At 67.8% G+C, this 17,833-nt stretch carries 21 protein-coding genes; 12 read left to right on the top strand and 9 right to left on the bottom strand.

Annotated features, from left to right (window positions below; genetic code table 11):
- The first annotated feature begins 82 nt into the window (after positions 1 to 82).
- The 3 genes from radC to rpmG all read left to right on the top strand — a co-directional run bounded on the left by radC (position 83) and on the right by rpmG (position 1,235).
- Positions 83 to 757 carry a RadC family protein gene (radC, locus tag ACTFO6_RS14275; RefSeq protein ID WP_439935114.1) on the top strand — a complete coding sequence of 225 codons (675 nt, stop codon included), beginning with the start codon at positions 83 to 85 and terminating at the stop codon, positions 755 to 757.
- Positions 758 to 826: 69 nt separating this feature from the next.
- Positions 827 to 1,063, top strand: coding sequence for a 50S ribosomal protein L28 (rpmB, locus tag ACTFO6_RS14270; RefSeq protein ID WP_439935112.1), 237 nt, complete (start codon positions 827 to 829; stop codon positions 1,061 to 1,063).
- Positions 1,064 to 1,079: 16 nt separating this feature from the next.
- On the top strand, positions 1,080 to 1,235 hold the full coding sequence (rpmG, locus tag ACTFO6_RS14265) for a 50S ribosomal protein L33 (protein WP_333840983.1): 156 nt from the start codon (positions 1,080 to 1,082) through the stop codon (positions 1,233 to 1,235).
- A 90-nt stretch (positions 1,236 to 1,325) separates the two neighbouring features.
- Here the strand turns inward: rpmG and ACTFO6_RS14260 are convergent, their stop codons facing one another.
- The 4 genes from ACTFO6_RS14260 to purM form a co-directional block, all read right to left on the bottom strand.
- Positions 1,326 to 2,489 (bottom strand): DesA family fatty acid desaturase, encoded by a 1,164-nt coding sequence (locus ACTFO6_RS14260; protein ID WP_439935111.1) that lies wholly within the window; start codon positions 2,487 to 2,489, stop codon positions 1,326 to 1,328.
- A 147-nt stretch (positions 2,490 to 2,636) separates the two neighbouring features.
- The gene (locus ACTFO6_RS14255) at positions 2,637 to 3,911 is read right to left on the bottom strand and encodes an RsmB/NOP family class I SAM-dependent RNA methyltransferase (RefSeq protein ID WP_439935110.1); all 1,275 of its coding nucleotides are present in this window, start codon (positions 3,909 to 3,911) and stop codon (positions 2,637 to 2,639) included.
- A 41-nt stretch (positions 3,912 to 3,952) separates the two neighbouring features.
- Positions 3,953 to 4,594, bottom strand: coding sequence for a phosphoribosylglycinamide formyltransferase (gene purN, locus ACTFO6_RS14250; RefSeq protein ID WP_439935109.1), 642 nt, complete (start codon positions 4,592 to 4,594; stop codon positions 3,953 to 3,955).
- The gene (gene purM, locus ACTFO6_RS14245; protein WP_439935108.1) at positions 4,591 to 5,643 is read right to left on the bottom strand and encodes a phosphoribosylformylglycinamidine cyclo-ligase; all 1,053 of its coding nucleotides are present in this window, start codon (positions 5,641 to 5,643) and stop codon (positions 4,591 to 4,593) included. Before purM ends, purN begins: the two co-directional genes overlap by 4 nt.
- A 186-nt stretch (positions 5,644 to 5,829) precedes the next feature.
- Between purM and hda the strand changes: the two genes are divergently transcribed.
- The 8 genes from hda to panD all read left to right on the top strand — a co-directional run bounded on the left by hda (position 5,830) and on the right by panD (position 11,869).
- Complete coding sequence (gene hda, locus ACTFO6_RS14240; protein ID WP_439935107.1) at positions 5,830 to 6,501, top strand: DnaA regulatory inactivator Hda; 672 nt, start codon at positions 5,830 to 5,832, stop codon at positions 6,499 to 6,501.
- An 82-nt stretch (positions 6,502 to 6,583) separates the two neighbouring features.
- Complete coding sequence (locus ACTFO6_RS14235; protein ID WP_439935128.1) at positions 6,584 to 7,258, top strand: HAD family hydrolase; 675 nt, start codon at positions 6,584 to 6,586, stop codon at positions 7,256 to 7,258.
- Between the two features lie 3 nt (positions 7,259 to 7,261).
- Positions 7,262 to 8,650 (top strand): polynucleotide adenylyltransferase PcnB, encoded by a 1,389-nt coding sequence (gene pcnB / locus ACTFO6_RS14230; RefSeq protein ID WP_439935106.1) that lies wholly within the window; start codon positions 7,262 to 7,264, stop codon positions 8,648 to 8,650.
- A gap of 16 nt (positions 8,651 to 8,666) precedes the next feature.
- On the top strand, positions 8,667 to 9,164 hold the full coding sequence (gene folK, locus ACTFO6_RS14225) for a 2-amino-4-hydroxy-6-hydroxymethyldihydropteridine diphosphokinase (RefSeq protein WP_439935105.1): 498 nt from the start codon (positions 8,667 to 8,669) through the stop codon (positions 9,162 to 9,164).
- Positions 9,161 to 9,799 (top strand): deoxynucleoside kinase, encoded by a 639-nt coding sequence (locus ACTFO6_RS14220; RefSeq protein WP_439935104.1) that lies wholly within the window; start codon positions 9,161 to 9,163, stop codon positions 9,797 to 9,799. Before folK ends, ACTFO6_RS14220 begins: the two co-directional genes overlap by 4 nt.
- A 2-nt stretch (positions 9,800 to 9,801) precedes the next feature.
- Positions 9,802 to 10,596: a 3-methyl-2-oxobutanoate hydroxymethyltransferase gene (gene panB / locus ACTFO6_RS14215; protein ID WP_439935103.1), complete on the top strand. Its 795-nt coding sequence runs from the start codon at positions 9,802 to 9,804 to the stop codon at positions 10,594 to 10,596.
- Entirely contained in the window at positions 10,597 to 11,433 is an 837-nt protein-coding gene (gene panC / locus ACTFO6_RS14210; protein ID WP_439935102.1) for a pantoate--beta-alanine ligase, read from the top strand.
- A 55-nt stretch (positions 11,434 to 11,488) separates the two neighbouring features.
- The gene (panD, locus tag ACTFO6_RS14205; RefSeq protein WP_439935101.1) at positions 11,489 to 11,869 is read left to right on the top strand and encodes an aspartate 1-decarboxylase; all 381 of its coding nucleotides are present in this window, start codon (positions 11,489 to 11,491) and stop codon (positions 11,867 to 11,869) included.
- 11 nt (positions 11,870 to 11,880) lie between these two features.
- Here panD and ACTFO6_RS14200 read toward each other — a convergent pair whose 3' ends face one another.
- Positions 11,881 to 12,510, bottom strand: a complete 630-nt coding sequence (locus ACTFO6_RS14200; RefSeq protein ID WP_439935100.1) for a TIGR04282 family arsenosugar biosynthesis glycosyltransferase — start codon at positions 12,508 to 12,510, stop codon at positions 11,881 to 11,883.
- Positions 12,511 to 12,562: 52 nt separating this feature from the next.
- Between ACTFO6_RS14200 and ACTFO6_RS14195 the strand changes: the two genes are divergently transcribed.
- On the top strand, positions 12,563 to 14,023 hold the full coding sequence (locus ACTFO6_RS14195) for a cryptochrome/photolyase family protein (RefSeq protein ID WP_439935099.1): 1,461 nt from the start codon (positions 12,563 to 12,565) through the stop codon (positions 14,021 to 14,023).
- A gap of 27 nt (positions 14,024 to 14,050) precedes the next feature.
- Here ACTFO6_RS14195 and ACTFO6_RS14190 read toward each other — a convergent pair whose 3' ends face one another.
- The 4 genes from ACTFO6_RS14190 to hyi form a co-directional block, all read right to left on the bottom strand.
- Entirely contained in the window at positions 14,051 to 14,725 is a 675-nt protein-coding gene (locus ACTFO6_RS14190) for a TIGR04283 family arsenosugar biosynthesis glycosyltransferase (RefSeq protein WP_439935098.1), read from the bottom strand.
- A 65-nt stretch (positions 14,726 to 14,790) separates the two neighbouring features.
- Entirely contained in the window at positions 14,791 to 15,762 is a 972-nt protein-coding gene (locus ACTFO6_RS14185) for a metallophosphoesterase family protein (RefSeq protein WP_439935097.1), read from the bottom strand.
- Between the two features lie 172 nt (positions 15,763 to 15,934).
- Positions 15,935 to 16,840, bottom strand: a complete 906-nt coding sequence (glxR, locus tag ACTFO6_RS14180; RefSeq protein ID WP_439935096.1) for a 2-hydroxy-3-oxopropionate reductase — start codon at positions 16,838 to 16,840, stop codon at positions 15,935 to 15,937.
- A 96-nt stretch (positions 16,841 to 16,936) separates the two neighbouring features.
- Entirely contained in the window at positions 16,937 to 17,722 is a 786-nt protein-coding gene (hyi, locus tag ACTFO6_RS14175; RefSeq protein WP_439935095.1) for a hydroxypyruvate isomerase, read from the bottom strand.
- Between the last annotated feature and the right edge of the window lie 111 nt (positions 17,723 to 17,833).

Below are 17,833 nucleotides of genomic sequence, written 5' to 3'. Positions count from 1 at the left end.
AGGGAAAAACTGGCAGGAAATCGATGGTGGAAGTGTAAACTATGGCCCCGTTTCGGGAAATCGCCGAAGGAGAAGCGCAAAGATGGCCATCCCCGACTGGCCCGAGGCGGAGCGCCCTCGGGAACGGCTCCTCGCCGCCGGGCCTCAGGCCCTCTCCGAAGCCGAGTTGCTGGCCATTTTCCTCCGTACCGGGGTCAAGGGCATGAGCGCGGTCGACTTGGCCCGACGGCTGCTCGCACACTTTGGGAGCCTCTCCGCCCTGTTCGCCGCAAGCCTCAAGGACTTCTGCGCCATCCCCGGGCTCGGGCCGGTCAAGTACGTTCAATTGCAGGCCGTGCTGGAGATGGCCCGGCGCGCCCTCAGGGAAGAGCTCAAGCGCGATGGCGCCCTCACCTCCCCCGCGTCCGTGCGGGAATACTTGCGGCTGTGGCTGCAGGGCAGGGAGCGGGAAATCTTTCTCGCCTTGTTTCTCGATGCCCAGCACCGGGTGATCGAAACCGAAGAGCTCTTCGCCGGCACCCTGACCCAGACCAGCGTCTATCCCCGGGAAGTGGTCAAGCGGGCCCTTGCCTTGAACGCCGCCGCCGTGATCTTCGCCCATAACCACCCTTCGGGTGTGGCCGAGCCCAGCCAGGCCGACGTGAGCCTGACCCGGGCGCTGAAGCAATCCCTCGCCCTGGTGGACGTCCAGGTCCTGGACCACTTCGTGGTGGCCGCCGGCGGCTGCGTGTCCTTCGCCGAACGGGGCCTGCTCTAAGAGCTTGAAATAGGCGTGCAAACGAGGCTACAATGCGCGCCTTTCGATCATCCCGTCAGGTAGCCTGCCATGGCACGAGTCTGCGAAGTCACCGGTAAGCGCCCCATGGTGGGGAACAACGTGTCCCACGCCAACAACAAGACCAAGCGCCGTTTTCTGCCCAACCTGCAGTACCGCCGCTTTTGGGTGGAAAGCGAACGGCGCTGGGTGAAGCTGCGGATCTCCAACGCGGGGCTGCGCCTGATCGACAAGAAGGGCATCGATGCGGTGCTCGCCGATCTGCGGGCCCGCGGCGAGAAGGTCTGAGGAAGGAGCCGCCGCCATGCGCGAAAAAATCAAGCTCGAGTCCACCGCCGGGACCGGATACTTCTACACCACCACCAAGAACAAGCGCACCACGCCCGACAAGCTGGAGCTGAAGAAGTACGATCCGGTGGCGCGCAAGCACGTGATCTTCAAGGAAACCAAGCTCAAGTAACGCCCGGGCCGGGAAGGCTCGCGCCAGCGCAAAGGGCCCGCCGATGGCGGGCCCTTTCGTTTTCCTACCGCCAAGCCTGGGCGGCCCGGTTCAGGCGTAGCAACGAAGCCGCCGGGAGAACTCCTGAAGCTGGGCGATGCCGCTCTGCTCCGCCCGCTGACACCAGTCCTGGAGCTGCTTGACCAGTTGTTCCCGGCTTAGAGTGGAGCGCTGCCACAAGGCGGTCAGCTCCTGGCGCATGGAATAAAGGGTTTCCAGCGCTCGGCTGTGTCGCAGCACCAAGGAGAGTTTCTCCCGCTCCTGGGCCTCCAGCTCGTCCTGATCGCGCAGCAGCCAGCGCTTCACAGCGGCGGGATCGACGCGCACGCCGTGCCGGGGCAGTCGCTCCTTGAGCCAGGCCATCTCTTCCTTCCATGCCCGCTTGACGGCTTTGGCGTAGCCTGCCAGCACTTCGTAGCGGTGGGTGATGATCGCCTGCAGCGTCTCCGCGTCGGGAGCCGTCTTGGCCGGATCGAGCTTGAGCTTCGGCGCCACCCGCTTCACCTGGGCGAGCCCGAGGGCGGCGAGGAGGCGGATGTAGAGCCAGCCGATGTCGAACTCGTACCAGCGGGCGGAAAGCTTCGCCGAGGAGGCGTAGGCGTGGTGGTTGTTGTGCAGCTCCTCGCCCCCGATCAGGATGCCCCAGGGAAAGATGTTGGCGCTCGCGTCCTCGGTCTGGTAGTTGCGGTAGCCCCAGTAGTGGCCCAGACCGTTGATCACGCCAGCGGCGAGCACCGGAATCCACAGCATCTGGATGGCCCAGATGGTGATGCCGATGGGGCCGAACAGGGCCACGTCGATCGCCAGCATGAGGACGACGCCCCAGGTGCTGAACCGGGTGTAGACGTTGCGCTCCACCCAGTCGTCGGGCGTGCCGTAGCCGTAACGCTCTAGCGTCTGCGCGTTCTTGGCTTCTTGGCGGTAGAGCTCGGTGCCCTCCAGCAGCACCTTGCGGATGCCCACGATCTGGGGGCTGTGGGGATCTTCCTCGGTTTCGCACCGCGCATGGTGCTTGCGATGAATGGCAGTCCACTCCCGGGTCACCATACCGGTGGTGAGCCACAGCCAGAAGCGGAAGAAGTGGCTGACGAGGGGATGCAGGTCCAGCGCCCGATGGGCCTGGTGCCGGTGCAGGTAAATGGTGACGGCGGCGATGGTGACGTGGGTGACGGCGAGGGTATAGACCACGTACCCCCACCAGGGAAGATCCATCATAAAACTGAAGTCCTTGTTTTGTTTAAGAAAGGGAAAACTGCAGGCGAACTGCTGGAACGAGTCTACAGGATTCCCGGGGGGAGTCAAGGGAACATTCCAAGAGCATCTGCCGCCGCCCGTGTTTCCGCGCGGCCCCGCCTGGGTCGCTCAGCGGGCGCGCTCCAGCACGGCGGCGAAGAATCCATCGGTGCCGTGCACGTGGGGCAGCAGGCGCAGCCGGGAGCCCGTGTCGATGAAAATGTCATGACGCGCCAGCACCTCGGACGCAGGCACCGGGGAGAAAGCGGGCGCGCGCTCGAGGAACGCATCCACGACGGCTTCGTTCTCCTCCTCCAGCAGGCTGCAGGTGGCGTAGACCAGGCGCCCGCCCGGCTTCACCAGCCGGGCGGCGGCGTCCAGGAGGGAAGCCTGGACGCGGGCGAGGGCGGCGACGGTGCCAGGGGACTGGCGCCACTTGAGGTCCGGGTTGCGCCGCAGGGTCCCGCTGCCGCTGCAGGGGGCGTCCACCAGCACCCGGTCGATCTTGCCGGCGAGGCGCTTCACCCGGGCGTCGTTTTCCGAGTCGATCCGCTGGGGATAGACGTTGGAGAGGCCGGAGCGCTTGAGGCGAGATTTGAGCTGGGCGAGACGCCGGTCGGCCACGTCGAAGGCGTAGACGCGGCCTTGGGAGCCCATGAGCGCCCCCAGGTGGAGAGTCTTGCCCCCCGCGCCGGCGCAGAAGTCCACCACCATCTCCCCCCGGCGCGGCGCCACCAGGTAGGCGAGCAACTGGCTCCCCTCGTCCTGCACTTCCACCGCACCCGTGAGAAACAGGCGACTGCGCTGGATGGACGGCTTGCCCCGCACGCGGATGCCCACGGGCGAATAGGGGGTCGGCGCCGCCTGTATCCCCTCCTCAGCCAGCGCTTCAAGCACGGCGTCCCGATCCGAGCGCAGGGTGTTCACCCGCAGGTCCAGGGGGGCCGGATGCTGAAGGCTGCGGCCGATGGCAAGGGCTACCGCTTCCCCGTAGGCCGCCGCGAGGCGCGCCCAGAGCCAGTCGGGAAGCTCCGCCTGAATGGGAAGCGGCAGGTTCTCGTAGCGCAGGCCCTTGAGTCCGGCGAGCCACCCCCGTTCCTCCTCCGACAGGGGCTCCAGTTCCCGCAGCTTGAATCCGCCGAAGCGGAACGCGGCGGCCAGGATGCGGCTGCGCGGGCTCGCCACCCCCGCCGCCTCCAGGAACCGGGCGTGGCGCAGCACCGCGTAGACCGCCTCGGCGACGAAGGCCCGGTCCCGGGCCCCCAGGTGGGGATGCTCGCGGAAGTAGCGGCTCAGCACCGCGTCCGCCGGATGCTCCATAGCGAGCACCCGCTCCAGGACCTCCCCCGCCTGGGCGATCACGCCGGGGCGCGCGACGTGCCTGTCCAGGGGGGGCCGTCCCATGGCGCCTGGCGCCTGCGGACGCCCCCGTACGGGGTAAGCCCTCACCCCTCCACCTCCGGCGAGCGCAAGGCCTCCCCCGGCGACCGCGCCCCGTCGATCTCCACCCGGCCTTCGCCGGTCAAGCGCAGCCGCCCCTGCACGATCCAGCGGATCGCCTGGGGATAGATGCGATGCTCCTCCGCCAGGACCCGGGCCGCCAGCCGCGCCTCGTCGTCCTCCGGCAGCACCGGCACCGCCGCCTGGATGATGATGGGGCCGTGGTCCAGGGACTCGGTGACGAAATGCACCGTGCATCCGTGGATGCGCACCCCCGCTTCCAGGGCGCGGCGATGGGTGTGAAGTCCCGGGAACGCGGGCAGCAGGGACGGGTGGATGTTCACCAGGCGCCCCCGGTAGCGCTCCACGAACCCGGCGGTGAGCACCCGCATGAAGCCCGCCAGCACGACCAGCTCCGCCCCGTGGCGATCGATGGCTTGTGCGAGAGCCTGGTCGAAACTCCCCCGGTCGGGGTGGTCGCGATGGGGAACGACCTCGGTGGCGATGCCGTGGGCGCGGGCGATCTCCAGGCCGCGGGCACCGGGCTCGTTGCTGATCACGGCGGCGACGGTCGCAGGCAGGCGCGCGCGCAGGATCGCTTCCATGTTGCTGCCCCGGCCGGAAATGAGGATGGCGAGCCGTGTCATGGGCGATGGATCTGCACCTGGGGTTCGGCGCCGCGGCGCTCCCGGACCTCGCCGATCAACCACACCGTCTCGCCGGCTTCACGGAGCAGTCCCGCGGCGGCCTCCGCGTCCTCGGCGGCCACGATCACCACCAGCCCGATGCCGCAGTTGAACACCCGGTAGAACTCCTGGTCGGCAAGGCCGCCCAGCTCCTTGAGCCAGGCGAAAAGGCGCGGCACGGGCCAGCGCCCAGCCTCCAGTGTCGCCACCACCTGCTCCGGCAGCACCCGGGGAATGTTCTCCAGCAGCCCCCCGCCGGTGATATGGGCGAGGCCTTTGACCGGGAGCGCATTGAGGAGCGCCAGCACCGGCTTCACGTAAATGCGTGTGGGGGCGAGAAGCACCTCGCCCAAGGGGCGCCCGTCGAAGTCGGTGGAAAGATCGAGCCGATTCAGCTCCACGATGCGCCGGATCAAGGAATAGCCGTTGCTGTGGGCGCCGCTAGAGGCAAGCCCCAGCACCACGTCGCCGGGCCGGATGCGGCTCCCGTCGATCAGGCGGCTGCGCTCCACGATGCCCACGGCGAATCCGGCCAGGTCGTACTCCCCGGGCGGATACATGCCCGGCATCTCCGCCGTCTCGCCCCCGATCAAGGCGCAGCCGGCCTGCTCGCACCCGGCCGCGATCCCGGCGATGACTTGCGCCGCCACACCCACGTCCAGCTTTCCGCAGGCGAAGTAGTCCAGGAAGAACAGGGGCTCCGCCCCTTGGACCAGGATATCGTTCACGCTCATCGCCACCAGGTCGATGCCCACCGTGTCGTGGCGGTTCAACTGGAAGGCGAGCTTGAGCTTGGTGCCCACGCCGTCGGTGCCCGACACCAGGACCGGTTCCCGATAGCCGGAAGGCAGGGAAAAGAGAGCGCCGAAGCCGCCGATGCCCGCCAGCACTTCGGGACGGAGGGTACGGCGGGCCAGGGGCTTGATGGCTTCCACCAGGCGATCTCCGGCGTCGATGTCGACGCCGGCATCGCGGTAGGTGAGGGACGAAGGGGGGGAAGGCTGGCTCATGGATTTCCTTGCGGAAGCCTCCGGCGCGCCGGGCGCTCCTCGCACCCGACGGGCGACGGGAAGAACTCGGGAACGCGTGGCAGCTTGCGGGTTAAAATAAATGCAAATTTTAATGGAAACCCGCTCCCATCGCTGTACGCCCGCCCGGGCGGCGTTGCGCGGGCGCGAGACGCCGTCTCGCCCCGGATGAATCAGCTCGTCCTGGCGCTGCAAACGGCGCCCCTTCCCAGCTTCGACAACTTCGTCCTCGGGAGAAACCGGGAAGCGGTGGCCGCCCTCAAGGCCCTTCTTGCCGATCCGGTCGGAGAGCCGATCGTCTACCTGTGGGGCGCCCCGGGATGCGGCCGCACCCACCTTCTCGGCGCCCTGGTGGAGGAGGCGAAACGGGCGGGCCTGCCTGCCGCGTTGGCGGCGGGTCAAGGCGCGGCGTGCCTGCCCGAGGCGGCCCTCCTCGCCCTGGACGACGTGGAGCGGCTCGACCCGGTCGGCGCCCAGGTCCTCTTTAATGTCCTGAACCGGGCCCGGGAGGGGGCCATCCGGGTGGCGGCGAGCGGTCCCTGCCCGCCGGCGCGGCTCAGCTTGCGGGAAGACGTGGCGACCCGGCTCGGGAGCGGGCTGGTCTTTGAAGTCCATCCCCTGTCGGACGGGGAAAAGATCGAGGCCCTCAAGGCCCGCGCCCGGGAGCGGGGCTTCACCTTGCCCCAAGAGGCGGCCCGGTACCTGCTCACCCGAAGCCCGCGGGACTTGGCGAGCCTGTTCGCCACCCTCGACCGGCTGGATCTGCGCTCCATCGAGCGCCACCGCCCCGTGACCGTGCGGCTGCTCAAGGAAGTGCTGGGGGAGACGGGGGACCCGTGACCGGGGGCGGCCGAGGAGAGGCGCGGGGGATTTCTCGGTTATACTTTGTCGTTTTTTCGGTCTGCTCCCCAGCTTCATGACCCTGCGGCTCGCTCTCTTCGACCTGGACAATACGCTGCTTGCCGGCGACAGCGATTTCGAGTGGGCCCAGTTCCTGATCGAGCAACGGGTGCTGGACCGGGAGGTCTACGAGGCGCGCAATCGGGAATTTTTCGAGCAGTACAAGGCGGGGACCCTGGACATCGAGGCCTTTCTCGCTTTTCAATTGAAACCCTTGTCGCGGCATTCGCGCCTCGAGCTCGATCGCTGGCACGAGGAATACATGCGCACCAGGATCCGCCCCATGATCACGCCGGCCGCCCGGGCGCTGGTGGAAGGCCATCGCCGCCGGGGACACGAGCTGGTCATCATCACCGCCACCAACCGCTTCGTCACCGGGCCGATCGCCCGGGAGTTCGGGGTGGAGCACCTGATCGCCACCGAACCGGAGGAGGTGGACGGGGCCTTCACCGGCCGGGCGGTGGGGGTGCCCTGCTTTCGCGAAGGCAAGGTCGCGCGGCTGGAGGAATGGCTCGCCTCCCGCAAGCTCGGCTGGGACCGGATCGAGGAGAGCTGGTTCTACAGCGATTCCCATAACGACCTGCCCCTGCTCGAACGGGTGACCCATCCGGTGGCGGTGAACCCGGATGCGCGCCTGCGGCGCCACGCCGAGGCGCGTGGCTGGCCGATCCTTCCCCTGCATGGAACGGCCCACTGACGGATGATCCGCAAGCTCCTGCGCCGCGTTTTCGGGCGCGCACGGTCTGCGCCCCTCGAGCCGCTGCGCATCCCCGTCGAGCGGCACGGGATCACCGCGGATCAGATCAGCCCCTGCGCCCGCCGCACAGTCTCTACCCTGCAGCAGGCTGGCCACCGCGCCTTCATCGTGGGGGGCGCGGTGCGGGATCTGCTCCTGAAGCGCACCCCCAAGGACTTCGACGTGGCCACCGACGCCACGCCGGAAGAAGTGCGGCGGCTCTTTCGCCGCTCCCGTATCATCGGCCGCCGTTTCCGCTTGGTGCATGTGCTGTGCGGCGCGGAGACGGTGGAAGTGTCCACCTTCCGCGGTGGCCCCCCGGATGAGACGGCTGCCGAGGAACTGCCCACCGACGAGCACGGGCGGCTGCTGCACGACAACATCTTCGGCAGCCAGGTGGAGGACGCCACGCGCCGGGATTTCACCGCCAACGCCCTGTTCTACGATCCCGTCTCCCAAGAGATCTGGGACTACCACGACGGCTACGCCGATCTCCGGAAGGGGGTGCTGCGCATCATCGGCGATCCGGAAAAGCGCTACCGGGAGGACCCGGTGCGAATGCTGCGGGCGGTGCGTCTGGCGGCCAAGCTGGACCTGAAGCTGGATCCGAAGACCGAGGCGCCGATCCCGCGCCTTGCCCCCTTGATCCAGAACGTGCCGGCGGCCCGGGTGTTCGACGAGATGCTGAAGCTCCTGCTCTCCGGCCACTCGCGCCAGTGCGTGCTCCAGTTGCGGGCCCGGGGGCTGCACCACGGGCTGCTGCCCCTCCTGGATGTGATCCTGGAGCAGCCCCTGGGGGAGCGCTTCGTGATGCTGGCGCTGGAGAACACCGACCGGCGCGTCGCCGCCGACAAGCCGGTGAATCCCGCTTTCCTGTTCGCCGCCCTCCTGTGGCATGAAGTGCTCGCCACGTGGAACGCTTTCCAGGAGCGGGGCGAGAAACCCGTGCCCGCCCTGTTCAAGGCCATGGACGAAGTGCTGGCGGTGCAAGAAGAGCGCCTCGCCATCCCCCGCCGATATGAAGCCATGATGAAGGAAATCTGGGCCCTCCAGCCCCGGTTCCTGCAGCGCTCGGGGCAACGCCCGTTCCGGCTCCTGGAGCATCCCCGGTTCCGGGCGGGCTTCGACTTTCTGCTGCTGCGCTGTGAAAGCGGTGAGCTGCCGAAAGAGCTGGGCGAGTGGTGGGACACCTTCCAGCGGGCCGCTCCCCACGAGCGCCAGGCCATGCTGAAGCCCGGGGAGGGGCCGCGCCGCCGGCGCCGGCGGCGCGGCAAGCCCGCGGCGGCCGCCGGGACGGCCGAAGGCCCGTCTGTCCAACACGGGGCGCCCGTCAAGGCCGACGCGTCCCCTTGAAGCGCGAGGGAAAGCCGTGGCCCGCGCATTCGTCGCCCTGGGAAGCAACCTGCTGCGGCCGGACCGGCAGGTGATGGCCGCCATCCGCGAGCTTTCGGAGCTGCCCGGCCTCGCCGTCCTGCGGCGCTCTTCCCTCTACCGCACCGCGCCGGTGGGCTACGCGGACCAGCCCGAGTTCATCAACGCCGTGGCCGAGGTGGAGACGTCCCTGAAGCCCCGGGAGCTGATGGCGGCGCTCCTCTCCATCGAACGTCTGCACGGCCGCCAGCGCAGCTTCCCCAACGCCCCCCGCACCCTGGACCTGGACCTCCTCCTCTACGAAGACCTCTGCCTCTCGGAGCCGGGCCTCACCGTGCCCCACCCGAGGCTCCCCGAGCGGGCCTTCGTGCTGGTGCCCCTGGCGGAGATCGCGCCAGAGCTGGAAATTCCCGGCCATGGGCGGGTCCGGGAGCTGGCCCAGCGCCTCTCCCATGAGGGCATTGAGCGGCTGGCGCCCGCCGGGGTCTCCCAGTGAACCTGGACGCCCTGCGTTATCTAGTGGTGGAAGGGCCCATCGGTGCGGGCAAGACCACCCTCGCCCGGGCCCTCGCCGAGCGCCTGGGCTGCGCCCTGCTGCTGGAGGACCCGGAGGAAAATCCATTCCTTCCCCGCTTCTACCAGGACAGCGAACGCTATGCGCTTCCGACCCAGCTCTGCTTCCTGTTCCAGCGGGTGCAGCGGCTCCAGCGCCTGTCCCAATACGACTTGTTCCAGCGCCTCACGGTCGCCGACTTCCTCCTGGAGAAGGACCCCCTGTTCGCGCGCCTTACCCTGGACGACGACGAGTACCGGCTGTACCTGGAGCTTTACCACCGCCTCGCCCCCGGCAAGCCCGTGCCGGACCTGGTGATCTATCTTCAGGCCTCGCCCGAGCGGCTGATGGAGCGGGTGCGCCGCCGGGGCAAGGATTACGAGCGCGCCGTCTCCGAGGACTACCTGGCCCGGCTCGCAGAGGCCTACACCCGGTTTTTCCACCACTATGAAGCCGCGCCGCTCCTCGTCGTGAACAGCGATCACTTCAACTTTGTTGATGAGCGCGCCGATTTTGATTTACTGTTGCAGTGCATTGGCGCCATGCGGGGCGTCCGGGAGTTCTTCAATCGAGGCTGATCATGCGCGTTACTCTCACAACTCTGCAGAAGATGGCCCGGGACGGGGATCCCATCACCATGCTCACCTGTTATGACGCGAGCTTTGCCGCTCTGCTGGACAATGCCGGGGTGGACACACTGTTGGTGGGGGACTCCCTGGGCAACGTGATCAAGGGGGAGGAGACAACCCTCACCGTGACCCTGACAGAGATGGCCTACCACACACGTTGCGTGGCGCGGGGCGCGAAACGAGCCCTGGTGATCGCCGACATGCCCTTTGGCACCTTCCAGGTGAGCCCGGAGAAGACTTTCGAGAACGCCGTGCCCCTCATGGCCGCGGGCGCCCACATGGTGAAACTGGAGGGCGGTCGGGAGATGGCGGAAACAGTGGCTTTCCTCACTCGGCGCGGCGTACCGGTGTGTGGCCACATCGGGCTCACCCCTCAATCGGTGCACCAGCTGGGAGGCTTCAAGGTGCAGGGGCGCGACGAAGCCCAAGCCGCCCGACTTATCGACGACGCCAAGGCCCTGGAGCAGGCGGGCGCCGGGCTCCTCGTCCTGGAGGCCATGCCAGCAACCCTGGCCCAGCAGGTGACCGCTTCCATCGGAACTCCCACCATCGGCATCGGCGCCGGTCCCCATTGCAGCGGTCAGGTGCTGGTGCTCTACGACATGCTGGACCTCTATCCCGGACGCCGGCCCAGGTTCGTGCGCAATTTCATGGCAGGAACAGGCAACGTCCAGGCGGCGGTGGGGGCCTTCGTGCAAGCGGTCAAAAACCACAGCTTCCCGGGGCCCGAAGAAAGCTTCGAGTAAATGGAGCTCGTGTCCCGCATCGCCGCCCTGCGGGAGCGGCTAACCGGCCACCGGCAGATCGCCTTTATTCCCACCATGGGGAACCTGCACGAGGGGCACCTGGCGCTGGTGCGCCTCGCCGGGAGCCACGGTCGACCCGTGGTGGTCTCCATCTTCGTGAATCCCCTCCAGTTCGGCCCGCGGGAAGATTTCGCCACTTATCCCCGTACCCTAGAGGAGGATTGCGAAAAGCTGCGGGAGCTTGACGTGGATGTCGTGTTCGCCCCGGACATGGAAGAAATGTATCCCGTCCCCCAAACGTTCGTAGTAGAGCTGCCCCGGCTGGGTCAAATCCTAGAAGGGGAGTTCCGACCCGGTTTCTTCCGGGGGGTAGCTACCGTGGTGCTCAAGCTCTTCAACATTGTGCAGCCCCGCTGGGCGGTCTTCGGCAAGAAGGACTACCAGCAGCTCCTGGTGGTGCGGGAGATGGTGCGCCAGTTCAACCTGCCCATCGAAATCGTCGCGGGGGAGACAGTGCGGGCCCCGGACGGGTTGGCCTTGTCGAGCCGCAACGGCTATCTCTCCTCCGCCGAACGGGCCGAAGCCCCCCGCCTTTACGCCACCTTGCGCGAGATCGCCCGGGCCATCGAAGGGGGAGCGCGGGACTTCCGCGTCCTGGAACGGGAAGCCCGGGACCGCCTTGACAAGGCGGGGTGGCAGGTGGATTATGTTGCGCTGCACCAAAGAGCTTCTCTGGAGCCTGCCCGGCAGGGAGATCGGGAGCTGGTGGCCCTCGCCGCCGCCCGGCTGGGCGGCACGCGGCTGATCGACAATCTGGAAATCACGGTTCCGGCCTGAGGGCCTTATACTTCGCGTTTTTTATCAAAAAAAAGCCAAAGGGGAGTGCCCGTCCATGCAGCGCACGATGCTTCAGGCGAAATTGCACCGGGTCACGGTGACCCACTCGGAGCTGGATTACGAGGGTTCCTGTGCCATCGATGAGGCCCTGCTCGATGCCACCGGCATACGGGAATACCAGCAGATCGACGTCTACAACATCGCCAACGGCGAGCGCTTCACCACCTACGCGATCCGCGCCGAGCGCGGGAGCGGCACCATCTCGGTGAACGGGGCCGCCGCCCACAAGGCCAAACCCGGCGATCTCCTCATCATCGCCGCCTACGCCGCCTATTCGGAGCCGGAGCTGGCCCGCTATCACCCCCGGCTCGTCTACGTGGACGGCCGCAACCGCATCACCCACACCAGGGACAGCATCCCGGTCCAGGCGGCCTGAGGACATCCCTCTCAAGCGCTGCGCCGGGCCCCGCGCAGTGCCTGCAGCCGGGCCAGATCCTCGGGCCGGTCCAGGTCCCAGCGCTCCGGCAGGCAGGCGACGCGCCAGTTCAGGCGCTCGAGCCGCTCCATGGTCTCGCGGAACACGCGGGCGCTGCCCCACGGGATCCCGGAGAAAAGCTCGGGGTTAAGGCGCCGCAGGCCGATCAACACGTAGCCGCCGTCTTCGGCCGGCGCGAGGACCGCGTCGGCACCCCGGCCAAGGGCCCCAGCGGCGGTCCGCAGGTCCTCGACGGTGAGGGGCGGGCAATCGGTCCCCACTAGCAGCGCCATGGGCGCCCGGTCCAAGGCCCTCTTCAGGGCCTCACCCATCCGCTCTCCCAGGTCCGCGCCTTCTTGGCCCATCAGAGCCACCCCGTAGCGGGCGGCGCAGCAGGCGAAGAAGGGATGCGCCGCGCTGGGGTACCCCGCTAGGGTGACGGGGCCCAGGCCGCTTTCCACCGCTTTCGCCAGGGTCTCCCGGGTCAGCCGGCGATGGAGCGCGGCGGCCCGTAGGGCCCCCAGGACCGGGATCAGCCGGGTCTTGACCTGCCCCGGCACCGGCGCCCGGGCGAACACGATGAGCTCGCAAACTTCCATCATTCCGTAATGGTACAGTTCGTCCTACCTCCCGTTTGATCGGCGTTCCCGGCCAGTGAGCACCGCCATCGTCTGGTTCCGCCAGGATCTGCGCCTGGCCGACAACCCGGCCCTCGCCCGGGCCCTGGCCCGCTGTCGGCACGTCGTGCCCGTGTATATTCACGCCCCGGAAGAATCCGGCCCATGGGCGCCGGGGGCAGCCTCCCGCTGGTGGCTGCACCACGCCCTCGCCGCCCTGGACGTTGCCTTGCGAACGCGGGGCTCCCGCTTGATCCTGCGCCGCGGTCCAAGCTTGGAAGCCCTGGAGCGGCTCGCGAGGGAGACGGGAGCCACCCACGTGTTCTGGAACCGGCTCTACGAGCCCGCCCACCGGGCGCGGGACCGGCGCGTCGAAGCGCGGCTTCGCGCCGCTGGGGTGCAGGTGGAATGCGCCAACGCCGCCCTCCTCTTCGAGCCGGGGTCCCTCCTCAAAGACGACGGCAGCCCCTACCAGGTGTTCACCCCTTTCTGGCGGGCCTGCCTGCGCCGGGGCTGGCCCGCCGATCCGATTCCCGCCCCACAGGCTCTGCCGCCCGTCCCCCCAGCGCTTTCTTCCCTCGAGCTCGAAGAGCTCGCCCTGTTGCCGAAAATTCCCTGGGACGGGGGCCTTCGCGCCGCTTGGTGCCCCGGCGAAGCGGGGGCCCAGGCCCGGCTCGAGACTTTCCTGGACAGCGCCCTCCCCCGCTACGCCGAGGCGCGGGACCGGCCGGACCTGGCAAGCACCTCCCGGCTCTCCCCCCATCTCCACTTCGGCGAGATCGGCCCGCGCCAGGTCGCCGCGGCGGTGAGGCGGCGCCTGGCCCTTGACCGGGTAGCGGCGCTACACGCCCACGGAGAAAGCTTCCTGCGGCAGCTCGTCTGGCGGGAATTCGCCCACCATCTGCTCATCCATTTCCCCCATACCCCAGAAGAACCTCTGGATCGGCGTTTCGCCCGTTTCCCCTGGGCCGAGCGCTACCGGGACGCCCTCGCCGCCTGGCAGCGGGGACGCACCGGGGTCCCCCTGGTGGACGCCGGCATGCGGGAGCTCTGGGCGACGGGCTGGATGCACAACCGGGTACGGATGATCGTCGCCTCCTTCCTCACCAAGAACCTGCTGGTTCCCTGGCAGGAAGGCGCGCGCTGGTTCTGGGACACCCTGGTGGACGCGGATCTCGCCAACAACACCTTGGGCTGGCAATGGGCCGCCGGCTGCGGAGCGGACGCAGCGCCCTATTTCCGCGTCTTCAATCCGGTGCTCCAGGGCCGCAAGTTCGATCCCCGGGGCGCCTACCTGCGCGGCCACTTGCCGGAGCTCGCGGGGCTTCCCGACGAGCACCTCCACGCCCCTTGGGCGACACCGCCCGCGGTCCTGGAAGCCGCCGGCGTTCGCCTGGGGGAGACTTACCCCCGCCCCCTCGTGGACCTGAAAGCGAGCCGGGAACAGGCCCTGGCCCGCTTCCAGCGCATCAAAAACCGCCTCATGCCACCCCCATAAAGGATGTTCTGTTCTTTTAGCTCCTTTTCAGCGGTAGCACCGCGCCAGGCGCTCCGGCGGCACCCCTAGGGCATAGGCGGCGCGCAGCACCCACATGAGGAGAATCGTGCGAATGATTCCGCCCTCTTCCCAGCGGCGGCTGGAGGTGACCACGGGCACGCGCAGGCACAGTGGCCGGCCATGCCGCTTGAGCCGCTTGGAGAGCTCCACGTCCTCCATGAGAGGTTGGTCGGGGAAGGCGCCCACTTCGAGGAACAGACGGCGCTCGACGAACATGGCCTGATCGCCTGTGGCGATGCCCGACAGCCGGGAGCGCAGGTTCATCAGGCGCTCCACCACCCGCAGCAGGGGATGGACTCCGGAGAGCCGCACGTCGAACCGGCCCCAGCGGCGACCGGTTCGTGCCATGCCCATCTCGATTTGCCGATGCGCGTCCGCCGGAAGTCGGGTGTCTGCGTGCAGGAACAGTAGCACGTCGCCCCGGGCAGCGGCGGCGCCGGCGTTCATTTGGGACGCCCGCCCCCGGGGCGCTGCCAGCACCCGGTCAGCCCAGGCTTGGGCGAGGGCCACGGTGGCGTCCCGGCTGCCTCCGTCCACCACGATAACTTCGCAGCACTGGGCGCGCAGGGGCGCCAGGGCCTGCAGGGTGTCCCCGATCACGCCCGCTTCGTTCAGGGCCGGGACTACGATGGAAAGACGCACGGGGCGGGAACCTGTCTCTTCTTTCTAGGTAGGGTCTTTTTTTACTTGTTGTGGCCCACGCAGCTTCAGCCCAGCGCCGCGACGCTGGACAGGCGGCGGGGGCGGGCTCGAGCCACGCTGTAGGCCGGCCCTCGTAGCATGCGATCGAAATAGCTCTCGAAGGCGGGCGAGCCCGGCGGCCAGTCGGCGAGGAAAGCCCGCTGCCAGCGGGCGTGATCGTAGGGAAGGGGCAGCGCCTCCACGCGGAGGCCCCCCACGCGGACCCCGTAAAGGATCTTTTCCGGGGCGGGTGTCGCGCCGATGCGGGTCACCACCCCGAAGCGGGTGCCGGCGAAATTGGGCATGCCCGCCGCCCCGTTGTTCACCACACAGCCCAGCCCCGCCGGCAGCGCCACCTCCCGCAGCACGGGCAGGCAGGTGTGGCTGCAGGCGAAGACCCGCACGTTCGCCTCGGTGAACCACCGGGCGGGCGCCTCGCTGGAAGCGAGGCCGTCCAGGCTTTCGGCAGAAAAATTCCAGCCGGCGAGGGCATGGGCGTCCCCATGGACGATGGCCACCCGCTCGCCCGCCACCTCCGCTACCAGAAACCTGGGCAGCACCGCCAGCCGTTCCACCAGGGCTGGGAACCCCCGGGCCGTCTCCCGCAGCCGGACCATGATGGCGTTGGAGCGTTCCACCACCGCATCGGGCACCCACTCGGGATAGGCGCAGCCGCACCCCGCGCCCTCCTCGCGGCGGGCGAGCTCCGTTTCCACGTTGCCCCGCAGGGCGTCGAAGGCAAGCACCGCCTCGTTGATCGCCTGGAAGGTGTCCGGCCGCACGTCGAACCAGTGGAAATCCCCGTTGAACACCACCCGGGCGGCGGGCTCCCGGGCGGCGAGCCCGAGCACCGCTTCCAGCGCCTGGGGGTTTCCGTACAGGCCGCCCACCACGTAGAGGGCCTCGGCGGCGAAATCCGCCGGGCGGTTCAAGTCCCGCGGCTCATAGCGATAGTCCAGGGGACAGTTGCGCCCCGGAATGGACCGGGCTTCCTCCATGGCACGGCACCTCGGCGAAAAAGCTCGAGTTTTTGTCGCTCCGCTAGGGGGAAATCTTACGCCGCGGGGCGCGGGCGAAGCACCGCTGGGAAATGACCGTCCGACTCCCGGGCATGAGAAAAGCGCCCCGCGGGCGCCTTTCTCGACGAGCCGGTTACGGCAACGCCGGCGATCAATCCAGACCCGGATTCTCCACGGGCTGACCCACCTGGTGATGGGCCATCATCTCCAGCGCCTTTACCATGCCCGAGTGATCCCACTTCGCCCCGCCGTTGGCCACGCAGGCGTTGAACAGCTCCTGGGCGGTGGCCGTGTTGGGCAGCGACACCCCAAGGGCGCGGGCGCCGGCCAGCGCCAGATTGAGGTCCTTCTGGTGCAGCTCAATGCGGAAACCCGGATCGAAGGTGCGCTTGATCATGCGCTCGCCGTGGACCTCCAAGATCCGCGAGGAGGCGAACCCGCCCATCAAGGCCTGGCGCACCCGGGCCGGATCCGCCCCCGCCTTGGAGGCGAATACTAGAGCCTCCGCCACCGCCTCGATGGTGAGGGCGACGATGATCTGGTTGGCCACCTTGCACGTCTGCCCGTCCCCATTGCCCCCCACCAAGGTGATGTTCTTGCCCATGAGCTCGAACAGGGGCTTCACCTTGGCGAAGGCGTCCTCGGGCCCGCCCACCATGATGGTGAGGGTGGCGTTCTTGGCGCCCACTTCCCCTCCCGACACGGGGGCGTCTAGATACTGGCAGCCAAGCCCGTTGATGCGCTCGGCGAATTGCTTGGTCTCGATGGGGGAGATGGAGCTCATGTCCACCACGATCTTGCCCGGGGTGATTCCTTCTGCCACTCCAGCCTCGCCGAACAGCACTTTCTGCACGTCCGGCGTGTCGGGCACCATGGTAATGATGACTTCCGCCTTTTGCGCCACCTCCTTGGGCGATTTGCAGGCGGTCGCGCCGGCGGCCGTGAGCTCCTGGGGCACGCCGCTGCGGCTGTGGGCGAAGAGGGTGTGGCCGCCCTTCACCAGGTTGAGAGCCATGGGCTTGCCCATGATGCCGAGTCCAATGAATCCCACGTTCATTGCTTTCTTCCTCCAGACGGTTCAAAGCCATTGATAGAGGCCAAGCGTTCATCAGGCATTTTGAGGACGCTCGCTAAAACTTATCGCTCCCGTTCCTCAGGCCGCCGCCCGATAGGGGGCAAACCAGCCGAGCCCCGCCTCGGTGGTGGTGGCCGGCTTGTATTCGCAGCCGATCCAGCCGGTGTAGCCGATGCGATCCAAGTGGGCGAACAGGAACGGATAGTTGATTTCTCCCGTCCCCGGCTCATGCCGCCCCGGATTGTCGGCGAGCTGGACGTGGGCGATTAGCTTCAGGTTCTTTTCCATGGTGCGAGCGAGATCGCCCTCCATGATCTGCATGTGATAGATGTCGTACTGCAGGAACAGGTTGTCCGAGCCCACGTCTTCGATGATGCCCACCGCCTGGGCCGTATGAGTCAGGTAGAAGCCCGGGATGTCGATCGTGTTGATGGGCTCGATCAGGAGCTTGATACCTGCTTTTTTAAGTTCGGCGGCGGCGAACTTAAGGTTATCGACGAAGGTTTGGCGGACTTTGTCTAGGGGGACCTCCGCGGGGGTGATGCCGGCGAGACAATTCAACTGCCCGCAACCCAGGGTCTTGGCGTACTCGATGGCCTTGCCCACCCCGTCCTGGAACTCGCCCACCCGGTCCGGGTGGCAGGCAATGCCCCGCTCCCCCTTGCCCCAATCCCCCGCGGGCAGGTTGTGCAGCACCTGGACGAGCCCGTGGCGGTCCAGGCGCTCCTTGAGCGCGTTCTTGTCGTAGGGGTAAGGAAACAGATACTCCACGCCTCGGAAGCCGGCCTTGGCCGCGGCGGCGAACCGGTCCAGGAACTCGACCTCGTTGAACATCATGGTGAGATTGGCGGCGAACTTCGGCATACGGGATCCTCTTTGTAAAAAAACAGGCCCCTCGCCCGACCGTCCCTGCGGGGGCGAGGGTCAGATACTGTCCATGATAACCGGCGAAAGCCTGCGGGCGACAGGGCGCTC

It is taken from the genome of Pelomicrobium sp. G1, from assembly GCF_051905455.1.
In the GTDB taxonomy this organism is placed as follows: domain Bacteria; phylum Pseudomonadota; class Gammaproteobacteria; order Burkholderiales; family UBA6910; genus Pelomicrobium.
The sequence above is the reverse complement of the archived record's forward strand: the minus strand, read 5'-3'. Positions and strand labels throughout refer to the sequence as shown.